General features: G+C 64.2%; 9 protein-coding genes. 4 read left to right on the plus strand and 5 right to left on the minus strand.

All coding sequences use genetic code 11. From position 1 onward, the window contains the following. Positions 1–99 precede the first annotated feature (99 nt). Positions 100–2,427, plus strand: coding sequence for a TonB-dependent siderophore receptor (locus HWN72_RS24275; RefSeq protein WP_008832394.1), 2,328 nt, complete (start codon positions 100–102; stop codon positions 2,425–2,427). Positions 2,428–2,593: 166 nt separating this feature from the next. Continuing rightward, positions 2,594–4,225: a Na+/H+ antiporter gene (locus HWN72_RS24280; protein ID WP_008832395.1), complete on the plus strand. Its 1,632-nt coding sequence runs from the start codon at positions 2,594–2,596 to the stop codon at positions 4,223–4,225. Here HWN72_RS24280 and HWN72_RS24285 read toward each other — a convergent pair. Continuing rightward, entirely contained in the window at positions 4,182–5,108 is a 927-nt protein-coding gene (locus HWN72_RS24285) for a Rossmann-like and DUF2520 domain-containing protein (protein ID WP_008832396.1), read from the minus strand. The two genes, HWN72_RS24280 and HWN72_RS24285, sit on opposite strands and share 44 nt — an antisense overlap. A 147-nt stretch (positions 5,109–5,255) precedes the next feature. On the opposite strand from HWN72_RS24285, the gene HWN72_RS24290 reads away from it, so the two are divergent. Together HWN72_RS24290 and HWN72_RS24295 are read left to right on the plus strand one after the other, a co-directional pair. After that, on the plus strand, positions 5,256–6,149 hold the full coding sequence (locus tag HWN72_RS24290) for a pirin family protein (protein WP_036525302.1): 894 nt from the start codon (positions 5,256–5,258) through the stop codon (positions 6,147–6,149). A 199-nt stretch (positions 6,150–6,348) separates the two neighbouring features. Beyond that, a complete protein-coding gene (locus HWN72_RS24295) occupies positions 6,349–7,881 on the plus strand; it encodes an MDR family MFS transporter (protein WP_008832398.1) in 1,533 nt (510 codons plus the stop codon). A gap of 3 nt (positions 7,882–7,884) precedes the next feature. Here the strand turns inward: HWN72_RS24295 and HWN72_RS24300 are convergent, their stop codons facing one another. From HWN72_RS24300 to HWN72_RS24315, 4 genes are read right to left on the minus strand one after another with little or no spacing between them, the layout of a single operon-like run. Then, positions 7,885–9,075 carry an HlyD family efflux transporter periplasmic adaptor subunit gene (locus HWN72_RS24300; protein ID WP_008832399.1) on the minus strand — a complete coding sequence of 397 codons (1,191 nt, stop codon included), beginning with the start codon at positions 9,073–9,075 and terminating at the stop codon, positions 7,885–7,887. After that, complete coding sequence (locus tag HWN72_RS24305; RefSeq protein WP_211151595.1) at positions 9,065–11,173, minus strand: type I secretion system permease/ATPase; 2,109 nt, start codon at positions 11,171–11,173, stop codon at positions 9,065–9,067. Before HWN72_RS24305 ends, HWN72_RS24300 begins: the two co-directional genes overlap by 11 nt. 50 nt (positions 11,174–11,223) lie before the next feature. Next, on the minus strand, positions 11,224–12,438 hold the full coding sequence (locus HWN72_RS24310; RefSeq protein ID WP_155986209.1) for a TolC family protein: 1,215 nt from the start codon (positions 12,436–12,438) through the stop codon (positions 11,224–11,226). 56 nt (positions 12,439–12,494) lie between these two features. Beyond that, positions 12,495–17,297, minus strand: a complete 4,803-nt coding sequence (locus tag HWN72_RS24315) for an Ig-like domain-containing protein (RefSeq protein ID WP_211151596.1) — start codon at positions 17,295–17,297, stop codon at positions 12,495–12,497. Positions 17,298–17,521: the final 224 nt, after the last annotated feature.

Here is a 17,521-nt window from a genome sequence, read left to right on the forward strand (position 1 = left end):
CATTGTCGCAACATTGCGGCATTTTATCCCTTGCCTTTGTCGCAAATCATTCGCATTAGCGGCGGCGAAATTTCCGACACAAGCATGAGGGGTAAAAAAGTGTCCAAGTCTCGCCTTCGCCTATCATCGGCGCGCGTCGCGCCTGCCTATCTCGCGCTTTCGTGCGTGGGCTTCGCTGCCGCGCCTGCGCTCGCACAGGATGCCGAAGGCGACACCGCCGCGCGCAGCCTGGGCGGGGTCACCGTGTCCGACACCGCGATCGAGGAAACGCCGTACCGTGTGAACAAGGCGGATTCGCCCAAGTACACCGCGCCGCTGCTCGACACCCCCAAGACGGTCATCGTCGTGCCGTCGCAGGTGATCCGCGAAAGCGGTTCGACCACGTTCGTCGAGGCTCTGCGGACCGTGCCGGGTATTACCTTCGGCGCCGGTGAAGGCGGTAACCCGCAGGGCGATCGCCCGTTCATCCGCGGCTTCGACGCCCAGGGCAGCACTTATATCGACGGCGTGCGCAGCGTCGGCGGCCAGTCGCGCGAAATCTTCGCGATCGAGCAGATCGAAGTCGTGAAGGGCAGCGATTCCACCATGGGCGGTCGCGGCAGCGCCGGCGGCAGCCTCAATCTCGTCAGCAAGATGCCGCACCTCGGCACCGATGCGCGCGCCGACCTCAGCTACGGCACCGACGACTACAAGCGCGCGACCATCGACGCGAACTACCAACTTGGCGACATGGCGGCGATCCGCATCAATGGCATGTGGCACGATGCCGACGTCGCCAAGCGAGACGTGGTGACCTACAACCGCTGGGGTATCTCGCCCTCGGTGGCGCTGGGCCTGGGCACTTCGACCCGCGCCTTCATCAACTACTATCACATGCAGAGCGACGACATTCCCGATCCGGGCATTCCGTTCGAGCGCACTGCTGCCCAGGTGACTTCGGCAAGCCTGCTGAAGATCGAGCCCGCCGACGTCAAGCGTAGCACCTTCTACGGGTTGGCCAACCGCGACTTCCGCAAGACCAATACCGACGAACTGCTGATGCGCGCCGAGCATGATCTGTCAGACACGATCCGCCTGCGCGCGACCGGCAAGTATGCCAACGTCAAACAGGCATACATCATCACCCAGCCCGACGACAGCCAGGGCAACGTGCAGAACGGCCTGGTGTGGCGCCGAGCGAACACGCGTTGGAGCGACGTGGACTCGATGGTCGGCCAACTCGACCTGTCGGGCAAGTTCATGACCGGCGGTATCGAGCACTCGTTCGCGACCGGCTTCGAGGCCAGCTGGGAACAGTCGAAGCGCGGTACCTTCAACGTAAACACCAACGTCACGACCGCCACGGCAACGAGTGGTGCCAACGGTCGCTGCGGCACGTTGAACATTGCGGCTTACAACTGCACCAGCCTGACCAACCCCAACCCTTACGATCCGTGGCAGAACGTGCAGACCAACGGCACCGTCGTGCCCGTGGTCAAGAGCGCCATCAGCGGCAAGACCGAAGCGACGACTTACGCGCTCTATGCCGCAGACACCGTGACGGTAACCGACTTCCTGCTGCTGAACCTGGGCCTGCGTTACGATTGGTTCGACACGACGGCGACGACCATTTCGACGACCACTGCTCCGGTCGTGCTGTCGAACAAGGAGCACTTCCTGAACTATCAGGCGGGCGTCGTTCTCAAGCCGATGTCCAACGGCAGCGTCTACGTCTCGATCGCCAAGTCGTCCACGCCGGCCGGCAGCCTGATCGGTGAAGGCCAGGAAGGCAACGCGCTGACCGCGCTGACCACCCTTGATCTCAAGGCGGAAGTCACCAAGTCCTACGAGATCGGCACTAAGTGGTCGTTCTTCGATGACGCCTTCGGCCTCAACCTGGCACTGTTCAAGACCGACACCGACAACGCCCGCATCACCAACGGCGCCGATGTGGTCTTCCAGGGCAAGCGCAACATCAAGGGCGTCGAAGTGGGCTTCAACGGCAAGCCGCTTCCGTTCTGGAGCGTCTTCGGTGGCTACACCTACATGGACTCCAAGATCGTCGATGGTGGGTACACCCAAGTCGGCACCGTCATCACGCCCAGCATCAACAACGGCAAGCCGTTCCCGAACACGCCGAAGCACAGCTTCACCGCATGGTCGACGTTCGACATCGCCGAGCGCTTCCAGATCGGCGGCGGCGCGATCTACAACTCCAAGCAGTACGGCGGTTACGGTGCCTCGACCTACGGCACCATCACACGCTCGATCCCCAGCTACTGGCGCTTCGACGCGACGGCTTCCGCCACCATCACTGACAACATCGAGGTACGCGTGAACGTGCAGAACCTCGCCAACAAGAAGTATTACGACAAGACCTACTCGACCCACTTCGCGACGATCGCACCGGGTCGCTCGGCCTTCGCGACCCTCTCGCTGAAGTATTGATCCATCCGGATAAGTCACAGGCGCCCGCACCCTTCAAAGGGGCGGGCGTTCGTGTGTCCGGAAGATACGTTCAGAGCTGAATTTAATTGCCTTTTTTGCAATTAGTGGGTTGCCCCTCGGGCGCCCTGCCTCCTAGACTGCACGGGTAGTCATATGGAGTGAGGTTTTGGAGACAGTTTCGATCGTACTTTTTCTGCTGCTGGCGGTCGTCGTCAGCGGTGCCGTTGCGAGGATGATGCCGTTCTCGATACCCACGCCGCTGGTCCAGATCGTGCTGGGCGGTGTGATCGGAATGTCCACATCGCATCGGGTCGAACTCGATCCCGAACTGTTCCTGTTCCTGTTCCTGCCGCCCCTGCTGTTCCTTGACGGCTGGCGCATCCCCAAGGACGAATTGTTCAAGGATGCCTCCACGGTGGTGGAACTGGCCCTTGGCCTCGTGCTCATGACCGTGATCGGCATGGGCTTCCTGATCCACTGGATGATCCCGGCGATGCCGCTGGCGGTGGCCTTCGCGCTTGCCGCCGTGGTTTCGCCGACCGACCCGATCGCGGTGTCGGCCATTGCCGCCCGCGTGCCGATCCCCAAGCGAATGATGCACATCCTCGAAGGCGAATCGCTGCTCAACGATGCCTCGGGCCTGGTCTGCCTGCGCTTCGCGGTGGCGGCGGCTTTGACCGGCACGTTCTCGGCCGGAAGCGCGGCGCTCAACTTCCTGTGGGTCGCGGGCGGCGGCCTCGTCATCGGTGTCGCGGTGACGCTGGTGGTGACGCGCGTGAAGGCGTGGGTGACGAAGCGCTGGGGAGAAGACACCGGCTCCCAGATCCTGGTCAGCCTGCTGATCCCCTTCGGCTCCTACCTGCTGGCCGAGCATTTCCACGCTTCCGGTATTCTCGCGGCAGTCAGCGCGGGCGTGACGATGACGTATGCCGAGATTTCGCGGCAGGCTCTCGCGGTTACCCGGATGCGCCGCAACTCGGTGTGGGACATGATCCAGTTCACCCTTAACGGCATCATCTTCGTGCTGCTGGGCGAGCAAATGCCGGGCATCCTCGCCGGAGCGCGCCAGACCGTCGCGGTAACCGGACATAGCGAGGCCTGGTGGCTCGCGATCTACACGCTGGCGATCGTCGCGGGTCTGGCGACCTTGCGCTTCGTGTGGGTGTGGGCATCGCTGAAGCTGACGATCCTGCGCAAGGCCAAGCGCGGCGTCGGCGTGCAGACGCCGGACTGGCGCCTGATCGCCGCGACCTCGGTGGCGGGCGTGCGCGGGGCGATCACGCTGGCCGGTGTGCTGACCTTGCCGCTGACCCTCAACGACGGAACGCCGTTTCCCACTCGCGACCTTGCGATCTTCCTTGCCGCAGGGGTGATCGTCGTTTCGCTGGTACTGGCAAGCGTGACCTTGCCGTTCCTGCTCAAGGGATTGGCCATGCCGCCCGAACCGGCGCGTCAGGCGGAGGAGGATTCCGCCAGGATCGCAGTCGCGCAAGCCGCGATCCAGGCGATCGAGCGGCACCAGCACGCCCTCGCCGAAAGCCACGGCGAGGCCGATCTGTTCGCGGATGCCGGGGGGCAGGTGATGACCCTCTACCGCGAACGCATCGAAGGCCTGAGCGAGCGCCAATCCGCAGAGGCGCGCACCGGAGACAGACTGCTCCGCGACTTCCGCCTCGTCGGGGTCAAGGCGGAGAGGGCGGCACTTGCGCACTTGCTTCGCGCGCGAAACATCAGCAGCGAAACCGCCCGCAAGCTCACTCGCGAACTGGATCTGTCGGAAGCCCGCTTTCTAGGCTGAAATCGATCCGGCCGGGCGCGAGGAGTCGTTCAAGCTCCTTGCGCTCCTGCGCGCCTCGGTCGCCTAGTGCGTCGAGCGTTGCCAGCGCCATGGCGCGGTAAGGTGACATCAGCGCGGGGTCGTCCCTGGCGATGACGTCGAGATGGCGCTCGATGGTGCCCGCGTCCCCTCGCAGCACAGGCCCGGATAGAGCCGCCAGTCCACGATCGAGGCTGTTTTCGAGCGCCGCGCGAACCAGAGGGGCAAGAAAAGCCCCCGGCGCGGCGATACCGGCCAGCTTCAGGGCGTCGCCTGCACCAGCAATGAGGGTGACCAGATGGTTGGCCCCATGACACAATGCCGCATGGTACAGAGGCCGGTCGGCATCGGTGACCTCTACGGCCACGCCGCCAAGTGCGCGCACGAGTGTCATTCCGGTGACCGTCGCGGCCGGGCTCGACCCGGTCACTGCGAAGTGGGCGGCGGCCATGCGCTCGACCTCGATCTGCGGCTCGCCGGTGAAAGTCATGGCGGGATGGACCGCAGCCGTCCTTGCGCCGATAGCCTGCAGGCAGGAGAGGGGGGCAGTTCCGCTTCCTCCGCTGAGATGGCAGACGAAGGGCGCGCCGGGCAGACTCTCTCTCGCCATCTCTGCCGCCACCATCTCGATCGCATCGTCGGCAACGGCGATGACGATGAGATCGCAGGTCGCAGCGAGGGTGCTCAAGCTATCCGCGATCACGCATCGCTCGATGTGCCGCGCAGCTTGCACCGCGCGCGTGGGGTTGCGCCCCCAAAGTAGCAATTGGGACCGCGAGTGGTCACGCAGTCCCAGCGCGAAGGCCTGCGCGACGCGTCCGGTTCCGACGATGCCGATCCGTTCGGCTATGGGCGTGACAGTCATGACGACTGCCTAAAGCATTTTCTAATCAGGTGGGATCACCTGATGACTCGGAAAATGCGGAATACCCAGCGTGTCGGCTCGCAAGTTGCACGGCCCTCGGCGATGCCGCATATCTGGCCGGGCAAGGAAAACAACGGGCGAGACGACATGATCGAAATGGTGATCGAGCAACGGCGGCGCAGCCTTGGCGGCGGTCTGGACGTGGGCCGGGTTCTGCCTTTCGCCAAACGGCGCATGGTCGGGCCGTTCGTGTTCTTCGATCACATGGGACCGCTCGACGTCGCGGCAGGCGCCGATCGCAGCCTCGATGTGCGGCCGCACCCGCATATCGGCCTGTCTACCGTGACGTATCTGTTCTCCGGCGAGATCGTGCACCGTGATAGTGTCGGCTCGCATCAGACGATCCGCCCGCAGGAAGTGAACTGGATGACGGCGGGCAGCGGCATTACGCATAGCGAACGGTTCGAAAAGGCCCGCGCCGTCGGCGATCATCTCCACGGCATCCAGGCCTGGGTCGCCTTGCCGGAAGGCGACGAGGAAGTGGCGCCCTCGTTCTCTCACCACGCCGGAGACGATCTTCCGCAATGGAGCGAAGCGGGCGTGCGCGGCCAGTTGATTGCAGGCAGCGCCTACGGCCTTACTGCCGGGGCGCGCACGCATTCTCCGTTGTTCTACGCACATCTGGACCTCGATGCAGGCGCGAGAGCCGAAGTGCCGCCGGGCCACGCGGAGCGGGCGGTCTATGTCGCTACCGGGGCGGTCGAAGTCGATGGCAGCCGCTACGAAGCGGGCAATATGCTGGTTCTTGGCGCCGACGTATCCAGTGTAATCGCCGTGGAACGATCCACCGTGATGGTGCTGGGTGGCGAGCCGGTCGGCGAGCGCTTCCTCTACTGGAACTTCGTCTCATCTTCCAAGGATAGGCTTCGTCAGGCTGCGGAGGACTGGAAAGCCGGCCGCATGAAACTGCCAGACGCGGACGATAAGGAATTCATCCCCCTGCCGGACGACCCGTTTCTGAAGCCTCCGGCAATGTCGTGACGCGGATGGAAATCGGCTGAAAGCGCGGCGCGAAGGGCCATTTTCCGAAGGGAAGGGGTTTCAATACGGCGCATCGCACTTATATGAAGGGTTCCGGTACGCCCGCGACACGATGGACGGCCCTTGGACTGGAGAGGCCCATTCGTCCGTAACCCGGAAAGCTGAACATGTATCTTCTTGCCCGCTGCCCTCTGGTCCCATGTTGAGGCCGCGGCGGCGCGGTATCGCCTCGGTCAATGCCGAAGTGCGGGACGGGATCGTTCCTGCGGCCGGAGCACTGGCCAAGACGCGTGATGAAGGACCTGCGGAGTCCGGCGCAAACTACCGTTTTGTCGCGCTTATCATTGCATCAGCCCTGTTCATGGAATTCGTCGATGCGACGGTGCTGGCCACGGCGCTTCCCACCATGGCGCGGGACTTCTCCGTGCGTCCACAAGAGATGAGCGTTGCGCTGACGTCCTACCTGCTGGCGCTTGCGATCTTCATTCCCGCCTCCGGTTCGCTGGCCGATCGCTTCGGATCGCGCACGGTTTTCCGTACCGCAATCCTGCTGTTCGTGCTGGGAAGCCTTGCCTGCGGGCAGTCGCGCTCCCTGGAAATGATGGTCGCCTCGCGCTTCCTGCAGGGCGTGGGAGGGGCGATGATGATACCGGTCGGGCGACTGGTCCTGCTGCGCTCCGTCGCCAAGCGCGACATGGTCAATGCAATGTCATGGTTGCTGGTTCCCGCGTTGATCGGCCCGATACTGGGGCCGCCACTGGGCGGGTTCATCGTGACTTATCTGGACTGGCGGTGGATATTCTACATCAACCTGCCGATGGGGGCGCTGGGCTTCTGGCTGGTCGGTCGCTATATCGCCAACATTCGCGAGGATGAGCCTGGCCGCTTCGACACGCCCGGCTTCATCCTCAGTGGCCTTTCGCTAGGGTGCCTGCTCTTCGGCTTCGAGATGGTCAGCCGTCCCGGCGAAAGCGTCATGGCAGGAGTGCTGGTGGCTATCGGCCTGATCGCAGGCATCTTCTATGTCCGCCATGCCCGCAACCGCGAGGGTGCCATCCTCGACCTTGAACTGCTACGTGACCCGACGTTTCGCCTTTCGGTCATTGCGGGATCGATCACGCGCATTACCCAAGGTGCCCAGCCATTCCTGCTCCCACTGATGATGCAGGTGGGCCTTGGATTCACCGCAGCGAAGAGCGGGACGATCACCGTCGCCACCGCGATCGGCTCGCTGGCGATGAAGAGCTTCGCGCAGCGCGTTCTTCGCCGTTTCGGCTTCCGCCGTGCCCTGATCTGGAATGGGGTGATCGCAACCGGCGGCTATGCCATCTGCGGCCTGTTCGGCCCCGCCTGGCCGACCTGGGCGATGTTCGCGGTTCTGGTGCTGTGCGGCTTCTTCATGTCCTTCCAGTTCACGGCTTATAATACAATCGCTTATGATGGTGTCGATAAGCAGCACATGAGCCGCGCGACGGCGTTCTATTCCACGTTCCAGCAATTGATGTTGTCTCTGGGCATTTGCGTGGCGGCCATGGCGTTGCACCTTGCCATGATCGCCAATGGCAATTCAGCACCGACGTTGCGCGATTTTTCGGTAGCGTTTTGGGTCGTCACTGCGATCTCACTCACCGCCACCATCTGGAACCTGCGCTTTTCAAGGGATGCAGGGTCGGAAATCAGCGGCCATGTCGAGTGTGAAGAGACCTCGGAGGAACGACGTTCGGCGGCCTGATGCTCAATGTAAACGTGCCTTGAGAAGGGGGCGTAGCAGATAGTTGAGAACACTGCGCTTTCCATTCAGGATATCCACCTCGGCGACCATGCCGGGAATGATCGGCAGCGCCTTGCCGTCCCGCATGAGATGCGCGCCGTCGGTGCGGACGAAGACCTGATAGTAGGCGTCCTTGCCGCGCACCGTCTCCTCCTCGATGGTATCGGCACTGATGCGCTCGACCCGCCCGTTAAGGTCGCCGTAGACGGTATAGTCGTATGCCGTGATCTTCACTTTCGCCGGCATGCCGGGGACCAGGAACGCCACGTCGCGCGGGCGAACCCGTGCTTCGATCAACAGGCGATCTTCGATCGGCGTGACTTCCATGATCGGCTCGCCGGGTTGAACCACACCGCCGCGCGTATTGATCAGGACGGTATTGATCCGCCCCCGTACCGGTGAACGGATTTCGGTGCGCCGCAGCTGATCGCCGCGCTGCTGGACGATCGGGGTGACGGCGCTCAACTCGGCCTGCTTGTTGGCCAGTTCGGTATAGGCCTCCTGCGCATAGGTGTTTTCGAGTTCGACCAGCTTGCCGGTATAAGTCGCGATGTCCTGCCGCAGTTTGAGCGCCTCCATCTCGCTGACGACCTTGCGGGCGGTCAGAGGCTGCACGATGGCCAATTGCCCTCGCGCGATGTAAATCTGCTGCTGCAGGGTGCGCCGCCCTTCCTCCAGTTTGCTGCGCCGGGAAGCGAACAGTTCGCGCTCGGAACGGACGAGCGCGTCATCGGCCTGGACCTGTGGAGGAAAGCTGATCGAACCCTTGCCGAGCACTTCCGCCTGAAGCCTGGCTATCGCGGCTTTGAGAACGACCGCCTGGCTCGCTGATTCTTCGTAGGAGGTCCTGAAATGCGTGGGATCGAGCCGGACCAGCGACTGCCCCCGGGCCACGATATCGCCTTCGCCGACCAGAAGGTCTGCCAGAATGCCGCCCTCCAGGCTCTGGATCTTCTGCATGCGACTGACCGGGACGACTCTTCCTTCACCGCGCGTGACTTCGTCGATACGGGCAAGGGATGCCCACACGATGGCGATCACGATGCTGGCCATTACTGCCCACAACAAGGGGCGAAACAGGGGATGCGGGCCGGTCTGGAATGGATCGTCCGGTTCGCGGTGGAACCCTTGTGCCGGGAAGGTTTCAACCGCCATGCGCCGCTCCCGCCGCCATGCGCTCGGGCGCGGCCACCTGATTGCCGGAGACGACGCTGCCGATCGGGCCATCCATCACCACACCGCCATCGCGCATGACGATAACGCGATCGACCAGCGCCAGCATCGAACGCTTGTGTGTCGTCAGGACCAGCGTGCGATCGCCCAGCCAGGGTCGCAGGCGCGTAACCAGGTGGTCCTCGGCTGCCTGATCGAAGAACGCCGTCGCTTCGTCGAGCAGCACGATCTGCGGGTCCTGCAGGATCACCCGGGCAAGACCCACCGCCTGTCGTTGTCCGCCGGACAGACTGCGGTTGCCGAGCAGGGGCAGGTCCAGCCCCATGGGATTGGCCCGTACGAAGCGCCCCAGCCCCACATCGTCGAGAACCGTGAAGATCTCCGCATCCGATATGGCGCGGCCCTCGAGATTGAGGTTCTCTCGCAGCGAGCCCTGCATCAGGGCGATGTCCTGCGGCAGGAAGCCGATTGCCGCCCGCCGATCCGAAGGGTCGATCTGGGCAAGGTTCATCCCGTCGAGCATGACGGTGCCCGACGTCGCGTCGCCAAGGCCCGACAGAAGGCGCAGCAGCGTCGATTTTCCGGCGCCATTCCCGCCCAGTATCGCCACTTTCTCTCCGGCGGCGATGGTGAGTGCGGCGATTTTCACCACCGGCGGTTCGTCGTCGTATCGAACCGCGGCGTCCGTCAGGACGAACCGTCCCCGCAATCGCTCTGCGCGGACGAATACACGGTTCCCGGGGCGCTCGACCGCAGCGGCCATGAGCTGGTCCAGCCCTTCGAGCGCGACCCGGGTATGTTGCCATCGTGCCAGTATTCCCGCAGCCTGCGACATCGGCGCAACGGCCCTTGCCGCAAGCAACGAGCATGCGACGAGCGCGCCGACGGTCATCGCCCCTTCGCCGATGCGGTACACGCCGAAGGCGACGACGCCGACGTAGCAAAGTTGCTGCACCATTCCTGCGCCATAAGTCAGCGCGCTCGACAACGAATGGCTGTGCCGCGCAGTTTCCGAGAGTTGGGCGGTCAGCGATTCCCACAAGCGCAAGGCACGCCCTTCGCCGCGCCCGGCCTTGATCGCCTCCAGGTTCTCCACCGCCTCGATGAGGATGCTGTTCTTGATCGCACCTTCCCGCAGGTTCCTGCGCGAAAGGTCTGCAAGCCGGCCCTGCATGAGGAGGCTGGGCAGCACCATCAGCAGGACGGTAGCAATCGGCACGACGACGACCGGGCCGCCGATCAGCGCGATGATCGTGAGAAATATGAGCGTGAATGGCAGGTCGCTGGCGATGGCTGCACTGGACGAGGTGAAGAATTCGCGGACGCCTTCGAACTCGCGGATCTGGCTGGTGAAGGCTCCAAGCGAGGCGGGGCGGGCGGCAAGTCTCGTCTGCAGCACGCGCGCGAACAGCTGTGTCGACAGGTTCAGGTCCAGGCTCTTGCCCATCGCATCGAGAAGATGCCCGCGCATATAACGCAGCATAGTTTCGAGCACGATGGCGATGACGACCCCGCTCGCAAGTATCCAGAGGGTATCGAACGCCGAATTGGGCACGACCCGGTCGTAGACCTGCATCGCGAAAATGGCCGTCGCGATGGCGAGCAGGTTGGCCATCATCGCGCCGAGAGCCACTTCCAGATAAGCACGGCGATACCGTCTCAGTGCACCAAAGAACCAATGCCGACCATCGGTGGACGCAAATGCGGCGGCCCGGGGCTCCGACTTGAAGCGCGGCTTGGCGAAGACCGCGATGCCTGTGTGCAATACCGCCAGCTCGGCCACAGGTATTCGCTGCATGCCGCCATCCGCATCGGGCAACAGCAGGAGCGCCACGTCACCTTCCCGCCCGGCAAGAACCACGCTGTTCCCGTCCTTGAGTAACAACAGGACCGGTAGCAGATAACTCGGCAGATCGAGATCGCAGCGCCGGACCTGCGCGGCTATGTCGAGCCGCCGCATGGCCCTTGGCACCATGTCCAGAGGTATAGTGCCATCGACGAGCGGCATCCCGTCGCCCAGTTCGGCCACGCTGGTATGCCGCCCCAGCACGGCCGCGAGGAGGACCAGGCCTGCCCGCAAGCTATCCTGCCTGCGCGGCGATGATCCGCATTTGTCTGGCCCGGCATCCGTCACGGCAGTTCCGGCGGCAAAGCGACCAGATCGGACAGCCGGCCCAGCTGTGCCGCTATCCGATATTGAGTCCTGGCCATTTGCAGCATGACTTCGTTGAGCGATCGCCGGGCATCGAAATGCTCGCGCTGGATCGTCACGAGATCGACGATGTCGCGGCGACCGACCTCGAACTGCTCGCGATAGAGGCCGCTCAGGTTGCCGGCATCCGAAACCTGGGCGCGCAGTGCCTGTGCCTGCTGCTCGAGCGCGGTTGCCGTCGTCATCAGGTTGCGCAGCTCGCGCGCGATATCGCGCCGAACCGCGGCCTCTTTCAATTGTGCGGCGTTCACGCGCTGCCTTGCTGCATCGGCCCGGTCAAATAACGAAAGGCCCTGTAGCGGCGTCATGCGCAGGCGCAGTGCGACGACCGCATCGCTTGCCATCCTGCCGCCGATCTCACGACTGAGCGCAGTCGCCTCGAGATTTACGCGCGGCAGTATCGACGAGCGGGCATCGTCGAACTGGGCCCGGGCGTAGTGCGTTTCCTCGAGCGCCTTGCGGAAGGCGGGAGCCTCGTCGATCAGCGTATCGATATTCTGCGTTTCGATACGCCGGACCATCGAGGCCGGTACGGGCTGCTCCAGATGTCCGGGGGGCGTTCCGACAAGCGTTTCGAACTGCGCACCGGCATTGGCGGCTTGTCCGTCATCGCTGGCCAGCCTTTGATGCGCGCGGGCCAGTTCGAGTTGCGCCCGGTCCGGCTCGCTGCGATCGGCATATCCGCCATCCGCCCGCATGCCGGTCATGCGCGACAGATCCTCGAGCGTCGAAATCTGCGCGAGATCGACTTCGCGCTGCAGGCGCGCCAGCACGACATCGAGGTAGGTTTCGATCACGTCTCGGACCGCTTCGTCGCGTGTCATCGACCATTCTGCGCGGGCCTGCCGTTCGGCCGCCCGCGCGCCGTCGGTCCTGCTGCGCGTCTGCCCCCAGTCGTGGACCATCTGCGCAGCGGTCACTTCATAAGCCCATTTCTCCGTCGACACTTCCTGTGGGCCACCCGATGCGGAGATCGACGGGAGGTATCCGGATCGCGCCACTTTCACCTCGGTATGCGCGGCCTTCACCTCCGACGCTGCCGCGGAGAGCGCCGGATGACGCGCTATCGCGGCAGCTACGGCTTCCTCCACCGTCATGGCCTCCGCCCGCCGCAGAGCTGGGCAAACGGTCATGAAAGCGATCATGCCAAGAACGAACAGAGCATCTGCGCAGCCTCCCCCCGCTGCCCTCACACGACGACCTGGACTGTGTTGTCCTCGACCAGAATGGTGCTCACCCCGAATGTATAGACGTCGTATACGAGGCCATCGAGCGTCTGCGTCGATCCGGTGTCGACGGCACCGGTGATGTTCAGCACGTCGTTGGACTCACCGGTTATCTGCAGGGTGTGTCCCGCATCGGTGATTGCGCTGACTTCCGACGCCGTCAGGGTCAACACGCTACCGCTGTCGCCCGTGCCGAGATCGATGCGCTCGATGTTCGACAGCGTGCCGACCCCCGGCGCTCCGTAATCGAGATCGATGCCGTTCCCGAGCAGGATCGTATCGAACCCGGCACCGCCGTCGATGGTGGAGAAGTTGGTGGCCAGCACTTCGACGGTGTCGTGCCCCGGACCGGTCAGCACGTGATCGCCTGCGCCGACGTTCAGGACGAGATCGTTCCCGCTGTTGCCGTTGATGTGCTCCGCCCCGGTTGTGCCCGATATGATGTCGTCCGCCAGCGAGCCGTTCACATCGATTTGTCCCAGGTTCAGGGACAGGCCATTGGGACTGAGGGACAAGCCGTAGATCGCGCTCTCATGCCCTTGCGGATCGGTGGCCACCATTCCCAACGATATCTGGGAGCCAAGATTGAGGATGTCCGTAACGTTCAGGCCCAACTGGGTCAGGATGGCCGGGCTCAGGAGATTGAGCGTGAAATGGCCGCTGCCATCGGCGGTAAGGGGCAGCAATTCAACGTTGAGCACCGGAGTGACGACCCGGATCACCACCGTGGAGTTGGGCTCGGTCGTACCGCTTATGCCGAATTGGGGGTTGAGCGGGTTGAGGCTGACGGCCAGACCGAAGCCTCCGATAGTCGGCGGCGCTTCGATGTTGGGCGCGACATCGATCGTCGCCACGCTGCTCGTGTTGCCGGCCGGATCTTCGCTGGTGACGGAGATCCGAGCGTCGAGCAACTGCGCCCAGTCGAGCCGAATGCCAAGGTCCGTCAACAGGTTGAGCGAAGCCAGGCCGCTGTTGTCGGCTGTGACCACGGTATTGGTTGTCAATCCGCCCACGGTCGCCGTGACCGTCAACTGCGAGCCGGGCTCGCCGGATATGGTCAGAGCGCTGGCCAACAGCGACAGGACGGGCGTTGCGGGGGGGCTCGTGTCTATCACGAAGTTGACGGGCGATGCCCCATCTCCTCCGCCGATGCTGGCCGATACGGATGATGCTCCCTCGGGAAAACCACCTGCGGGCGCGATCGTGAGGACGACGACCCCGGCCAGTATGTCGCCCACCGACAGGACATGGGTGGCTTGCGCCTGATATCCGCCCTGGCCGTTCAGCGCGGCCGTGATCTGCTGCCCGGCCTGCATCGTCGGTCTGAGCGTGACTTCGACCTGGATGCCGTCTGCCGCCTCGTTCGCGTTGATGTAGCCGTCGTCCGCCTCGACCACGGCTATCGTCAAGGGCGCGATGTCGGGGGCGATCAGGACCGTGGGCAAACTCTGGTTTCCCGCGGCGTCGATGGCAATGGCGCTCACGGTCTCGTTGGCGATCAACGGGGTGAGCAACGGGAGGCTGAAGTTACCGTTGCCATCGACCGTGACTTGTATTGGATTGGCCGTTTCCCCATCGATCACGACCCGAACGGTAACGCCTGGTTCCGCTGATATGAGCAGAAGTTCACCGCCCGAAACCAGCGTCAGGACAGGGCTGTCAGGAGCGGTCGCATCGATCGTGACGGTGGATACCGGGCTGATATTGCCTGCGGCATCGATGGCGAATGCCTCGACCACCGTGGAATCGGGAAGGGGCGTGGATGGCGTGAAGATCCAGCCGCCGTTTTGATCGACGATGGCCTCGCCCAGCGGGATACCCAGCCCGTCCGTCAGGATGATGGTCGTACCGGGTTCGGCCGTCCCGGTAAGGACGTCGCCGCTGCTCGCGGCGATGATCGGTGCGACGGGCGCAACGGCATCGACCACCGTGCTGGCCGGAAGGCTGGTGTTACCGGCCGCATCGACGGCGACGACCTCCACGACGGTATCGTGCGGCAAGGCGAGGGTGGGTACGAAAGTCCAGTCGCCATTGTCGTCCGCGGTCGTTTCTCCGATCGGATTGCCCAGCGAATCGCTGAGCAGGAGCGTCACCCCCGGTTCGGCATTGCCCTCCAGCAGCGCACCGGTCGTCGGGTCGATGGTCGGAATCGCCGGTGGCACGCCGTCCACGGTGGTGCTGACCGGTCCGCTTACATTGCCTGCGGCGTCGACCGATACCGCGATGACCACCGTGCCATCGGGCAAGGGGAGCAGGGGGGTGAACGTCCAGTTGCCCTGCGGATCCGTCGTAACCTGTCCAAGCGGCAAGCCATAATCGGGAACCGCAGACGAGGCTGCGAATACCGTGAAGCCGCCCGGACTCGCCTGCGGCGAGAAGGCGGCAAATGTATTGCCCGTCCCGTCCATCAGCACCACGGTCGAATTCGGTTCCGCCGTGCCGGTGACGAGCGAGCCGTTGGTGGGATCGATCGTGGGGTCGGCTGGGGCAGTGGAGTCCACCGTCGTAGTCGATGCGGGACTGACGTTGCCTGCCGCATCTCGTGCCGTGGCGGTCACGACAGTGCCGTCCGATAGCCGAGCGCCGGGCGTAAAGCTCCAGTTTCCGCCGCCATCGGCACTCGTGTCTCCGATCGGATTGCCGTCGCCATCGGTCAGGGTGACAACCGTATTAGGCTCAGCCGTGCCGGTGAGCGCATTGCCGTCGGTGGAATCTATGCTCGGCGCGTCTGGAGCGATCGCGTCGACCGTCGTGGTAGATGCGGGGCTGGCATTTCCCGCGGCATCCTGGGCGGTGGCGCTGACTCCCGTGCCGTCCGCCAAGGGGGGGCCGGGAACGAAGCTCCAGTTCCCGTCTGCCTCGGCGAGCGTCTGGCCGATGGGATCGCCATTGCCGGCGGTGAGCAGGATGAGGGCTCCGGGCTCGGAGGTGCCGGATATCACCGTGCCGTTGGTCGGTGCGATTTCGGGTGCTGCGGGAGAAACGGCATCGATGACGATACTATCGGAAGCACTTTCGTTGCCGGCAGCATCGCGAGCCACGGCATTGACGCTGGTGCCGTCGGGCAGCGGCGGCGACGGCGTGAAAGTCCAGTTCCCGTCGCTATCGGCGCTCGTCTCTCCGATCGGATCGCCGTTGCCGTCGGACAGGATCAGAGTTGCCCCGGGCTCCGCAGTGCCGGACACCGTCGTCGCATTGGGCGGCGCCAATGTCGGGGCCGGGGGCGCCATCGCATCGACGGCGGTGCTGGTTGGAGGGCTGCTGTTGCCTGCGGCATCGCGCGCAATCGCGATCAGTATCGTGCCATCGGGAACCGGATTGGCGGGCGTCATCGACCAAGCCCCGTCAATGCCGGTGATTGCCTGCCCAAGCGGCGTACCGCTGCCATCGGTGACCAAGATGGTGGTTCCGGCTTCGGCCTTACCGCCGATCTCGGTGCCGTTGCTTGGTGAAAGGGTCGGAGCGTCGGGAGCGAGGGAGTCGATGGTTATGCTGGCCGCCGGGCCAGCCTGCCCCTCCAGGTTCACCGCTGCGACGCGGATCACAGTCCCATTGGTCAGCGGCGGTTGCGGAGTGAATGACCATGTTCCGTCTGCCGCGATCGTAGCCTGACCGACCGTATGCCCTGCGGCATCCGTGAGCATAACCGCGATGCCGCTTCCGGCGGTGCCGGTCAACGCGGTACCGTTGCTGGGGGCGATGGTGGGGGCAGTGGCCGGTGGAGGAGTCAGGTCGGGCGCCCGGACGGTCGCCGCGTCACTCATGTTGCCCGCCGCGTCGGTGACCCTGACCGTGATCGGCCGCCCATTGTCGACGGGAGCAGCGAAGAGGACCGAAAATGTTCCATCGGCGGCGATCGTCGCCGTGTAGTCGGGCTCGCCGTCACCATCGATGTCGATGGTGACGGTCGCTCCGGGTTCGCCGGTGCCTGTGATTCCGGTGCCGTCCGCCGCGACACCGAGTTGCGTGGCGTTCTCGGGCGGAGTGAGATCAGGCGCGTTCGTGCCCGCCGCCGGACCGACATTTCCGGCGGCATCGCGGACAGTGACGCTGATCGGCTCCGCATTGACGAGTGCCGGTGCCAGGACAACCGTGAAAGCGCCGTCGGCACCGACGATCGACGTGTAGTTCGCCGTTCCGTCGCCATCGGTATCGACCAGCACCGTAGCTCCGGCCTCCGCGCGCCCCGTGAGGCGGTCTCCGGCTGCCGAAACGACGAGATTGCTCGGTGCGGCCGGCGCGGTCGTGTCGGGAGGTGTCGTCGGCGTATCGTTGCCGCCGCGATTGCCCCCACCGCCGCCTGCCGCGACCGCGATGAGTCCGCCGCCACCGAGCACCGCAAGCGGAACGATCACGCCCGCGCCCAGACCGGCGCCGGACGCCGCTCCGGCGACCATGCCGGCGGCTTCGGTCGCAGGCGGAGCGGCAAATCCGGCAATGACATCCATCGGGACGTAGGCAGGCGTGGCAAGGCTGCTGCCGGATAGTTGCGCTACGTCCGCGGCCACGAGGTGATCTTCCTCGACCAGCATCAGTTGCGAGAACCGGGATGGATCGACGTAGAAGTTCGCGATTCTCACGGTTTCGCCGGTTCGCAGGTGCACCAGGAGGTCCGTGCCTTCGCGGCTGAAGCCGGTCACCGCTTCGGGTGCCACGTTCAGGGCGATGCTGCTGCCAGGGGCGACCGAAACCGAACCTTCCACGGCTTGGACAGGGGCGATGCGCACGCCGGACAGGTCGGACGAGATCTTGGCCTCAACGGGCATTGTGCACCTCCCGCGCAGAGCATGCTGGCGCTCCGTACAGGCTAGGGAATAATCACGCGCCGGGATTCGCCAATTGCGTTCCCCTCCGATTTCGAGGGAAATATCCGGGAACCAAATGCTTTAGAGGCTTAGGGAAAAGTTTGGTGCGCTCTCGAGGTCTATAACGGATGCAATTCCTGCAAGGAGCTTGCCGTGCTCGACCAACTCGATCCCATCTACTGCAG

The sequence above is a fragment of the Novosphingobium sp. HR1a genome, from assembly GCF_015594425.1.
GTDB lineage: Bacteria > Pseudomonadota > Alphaproteobacteria > Sphingomonadales > Sphingomonadaceae > Novosphingobium > Novosphingobium resinovorum_A.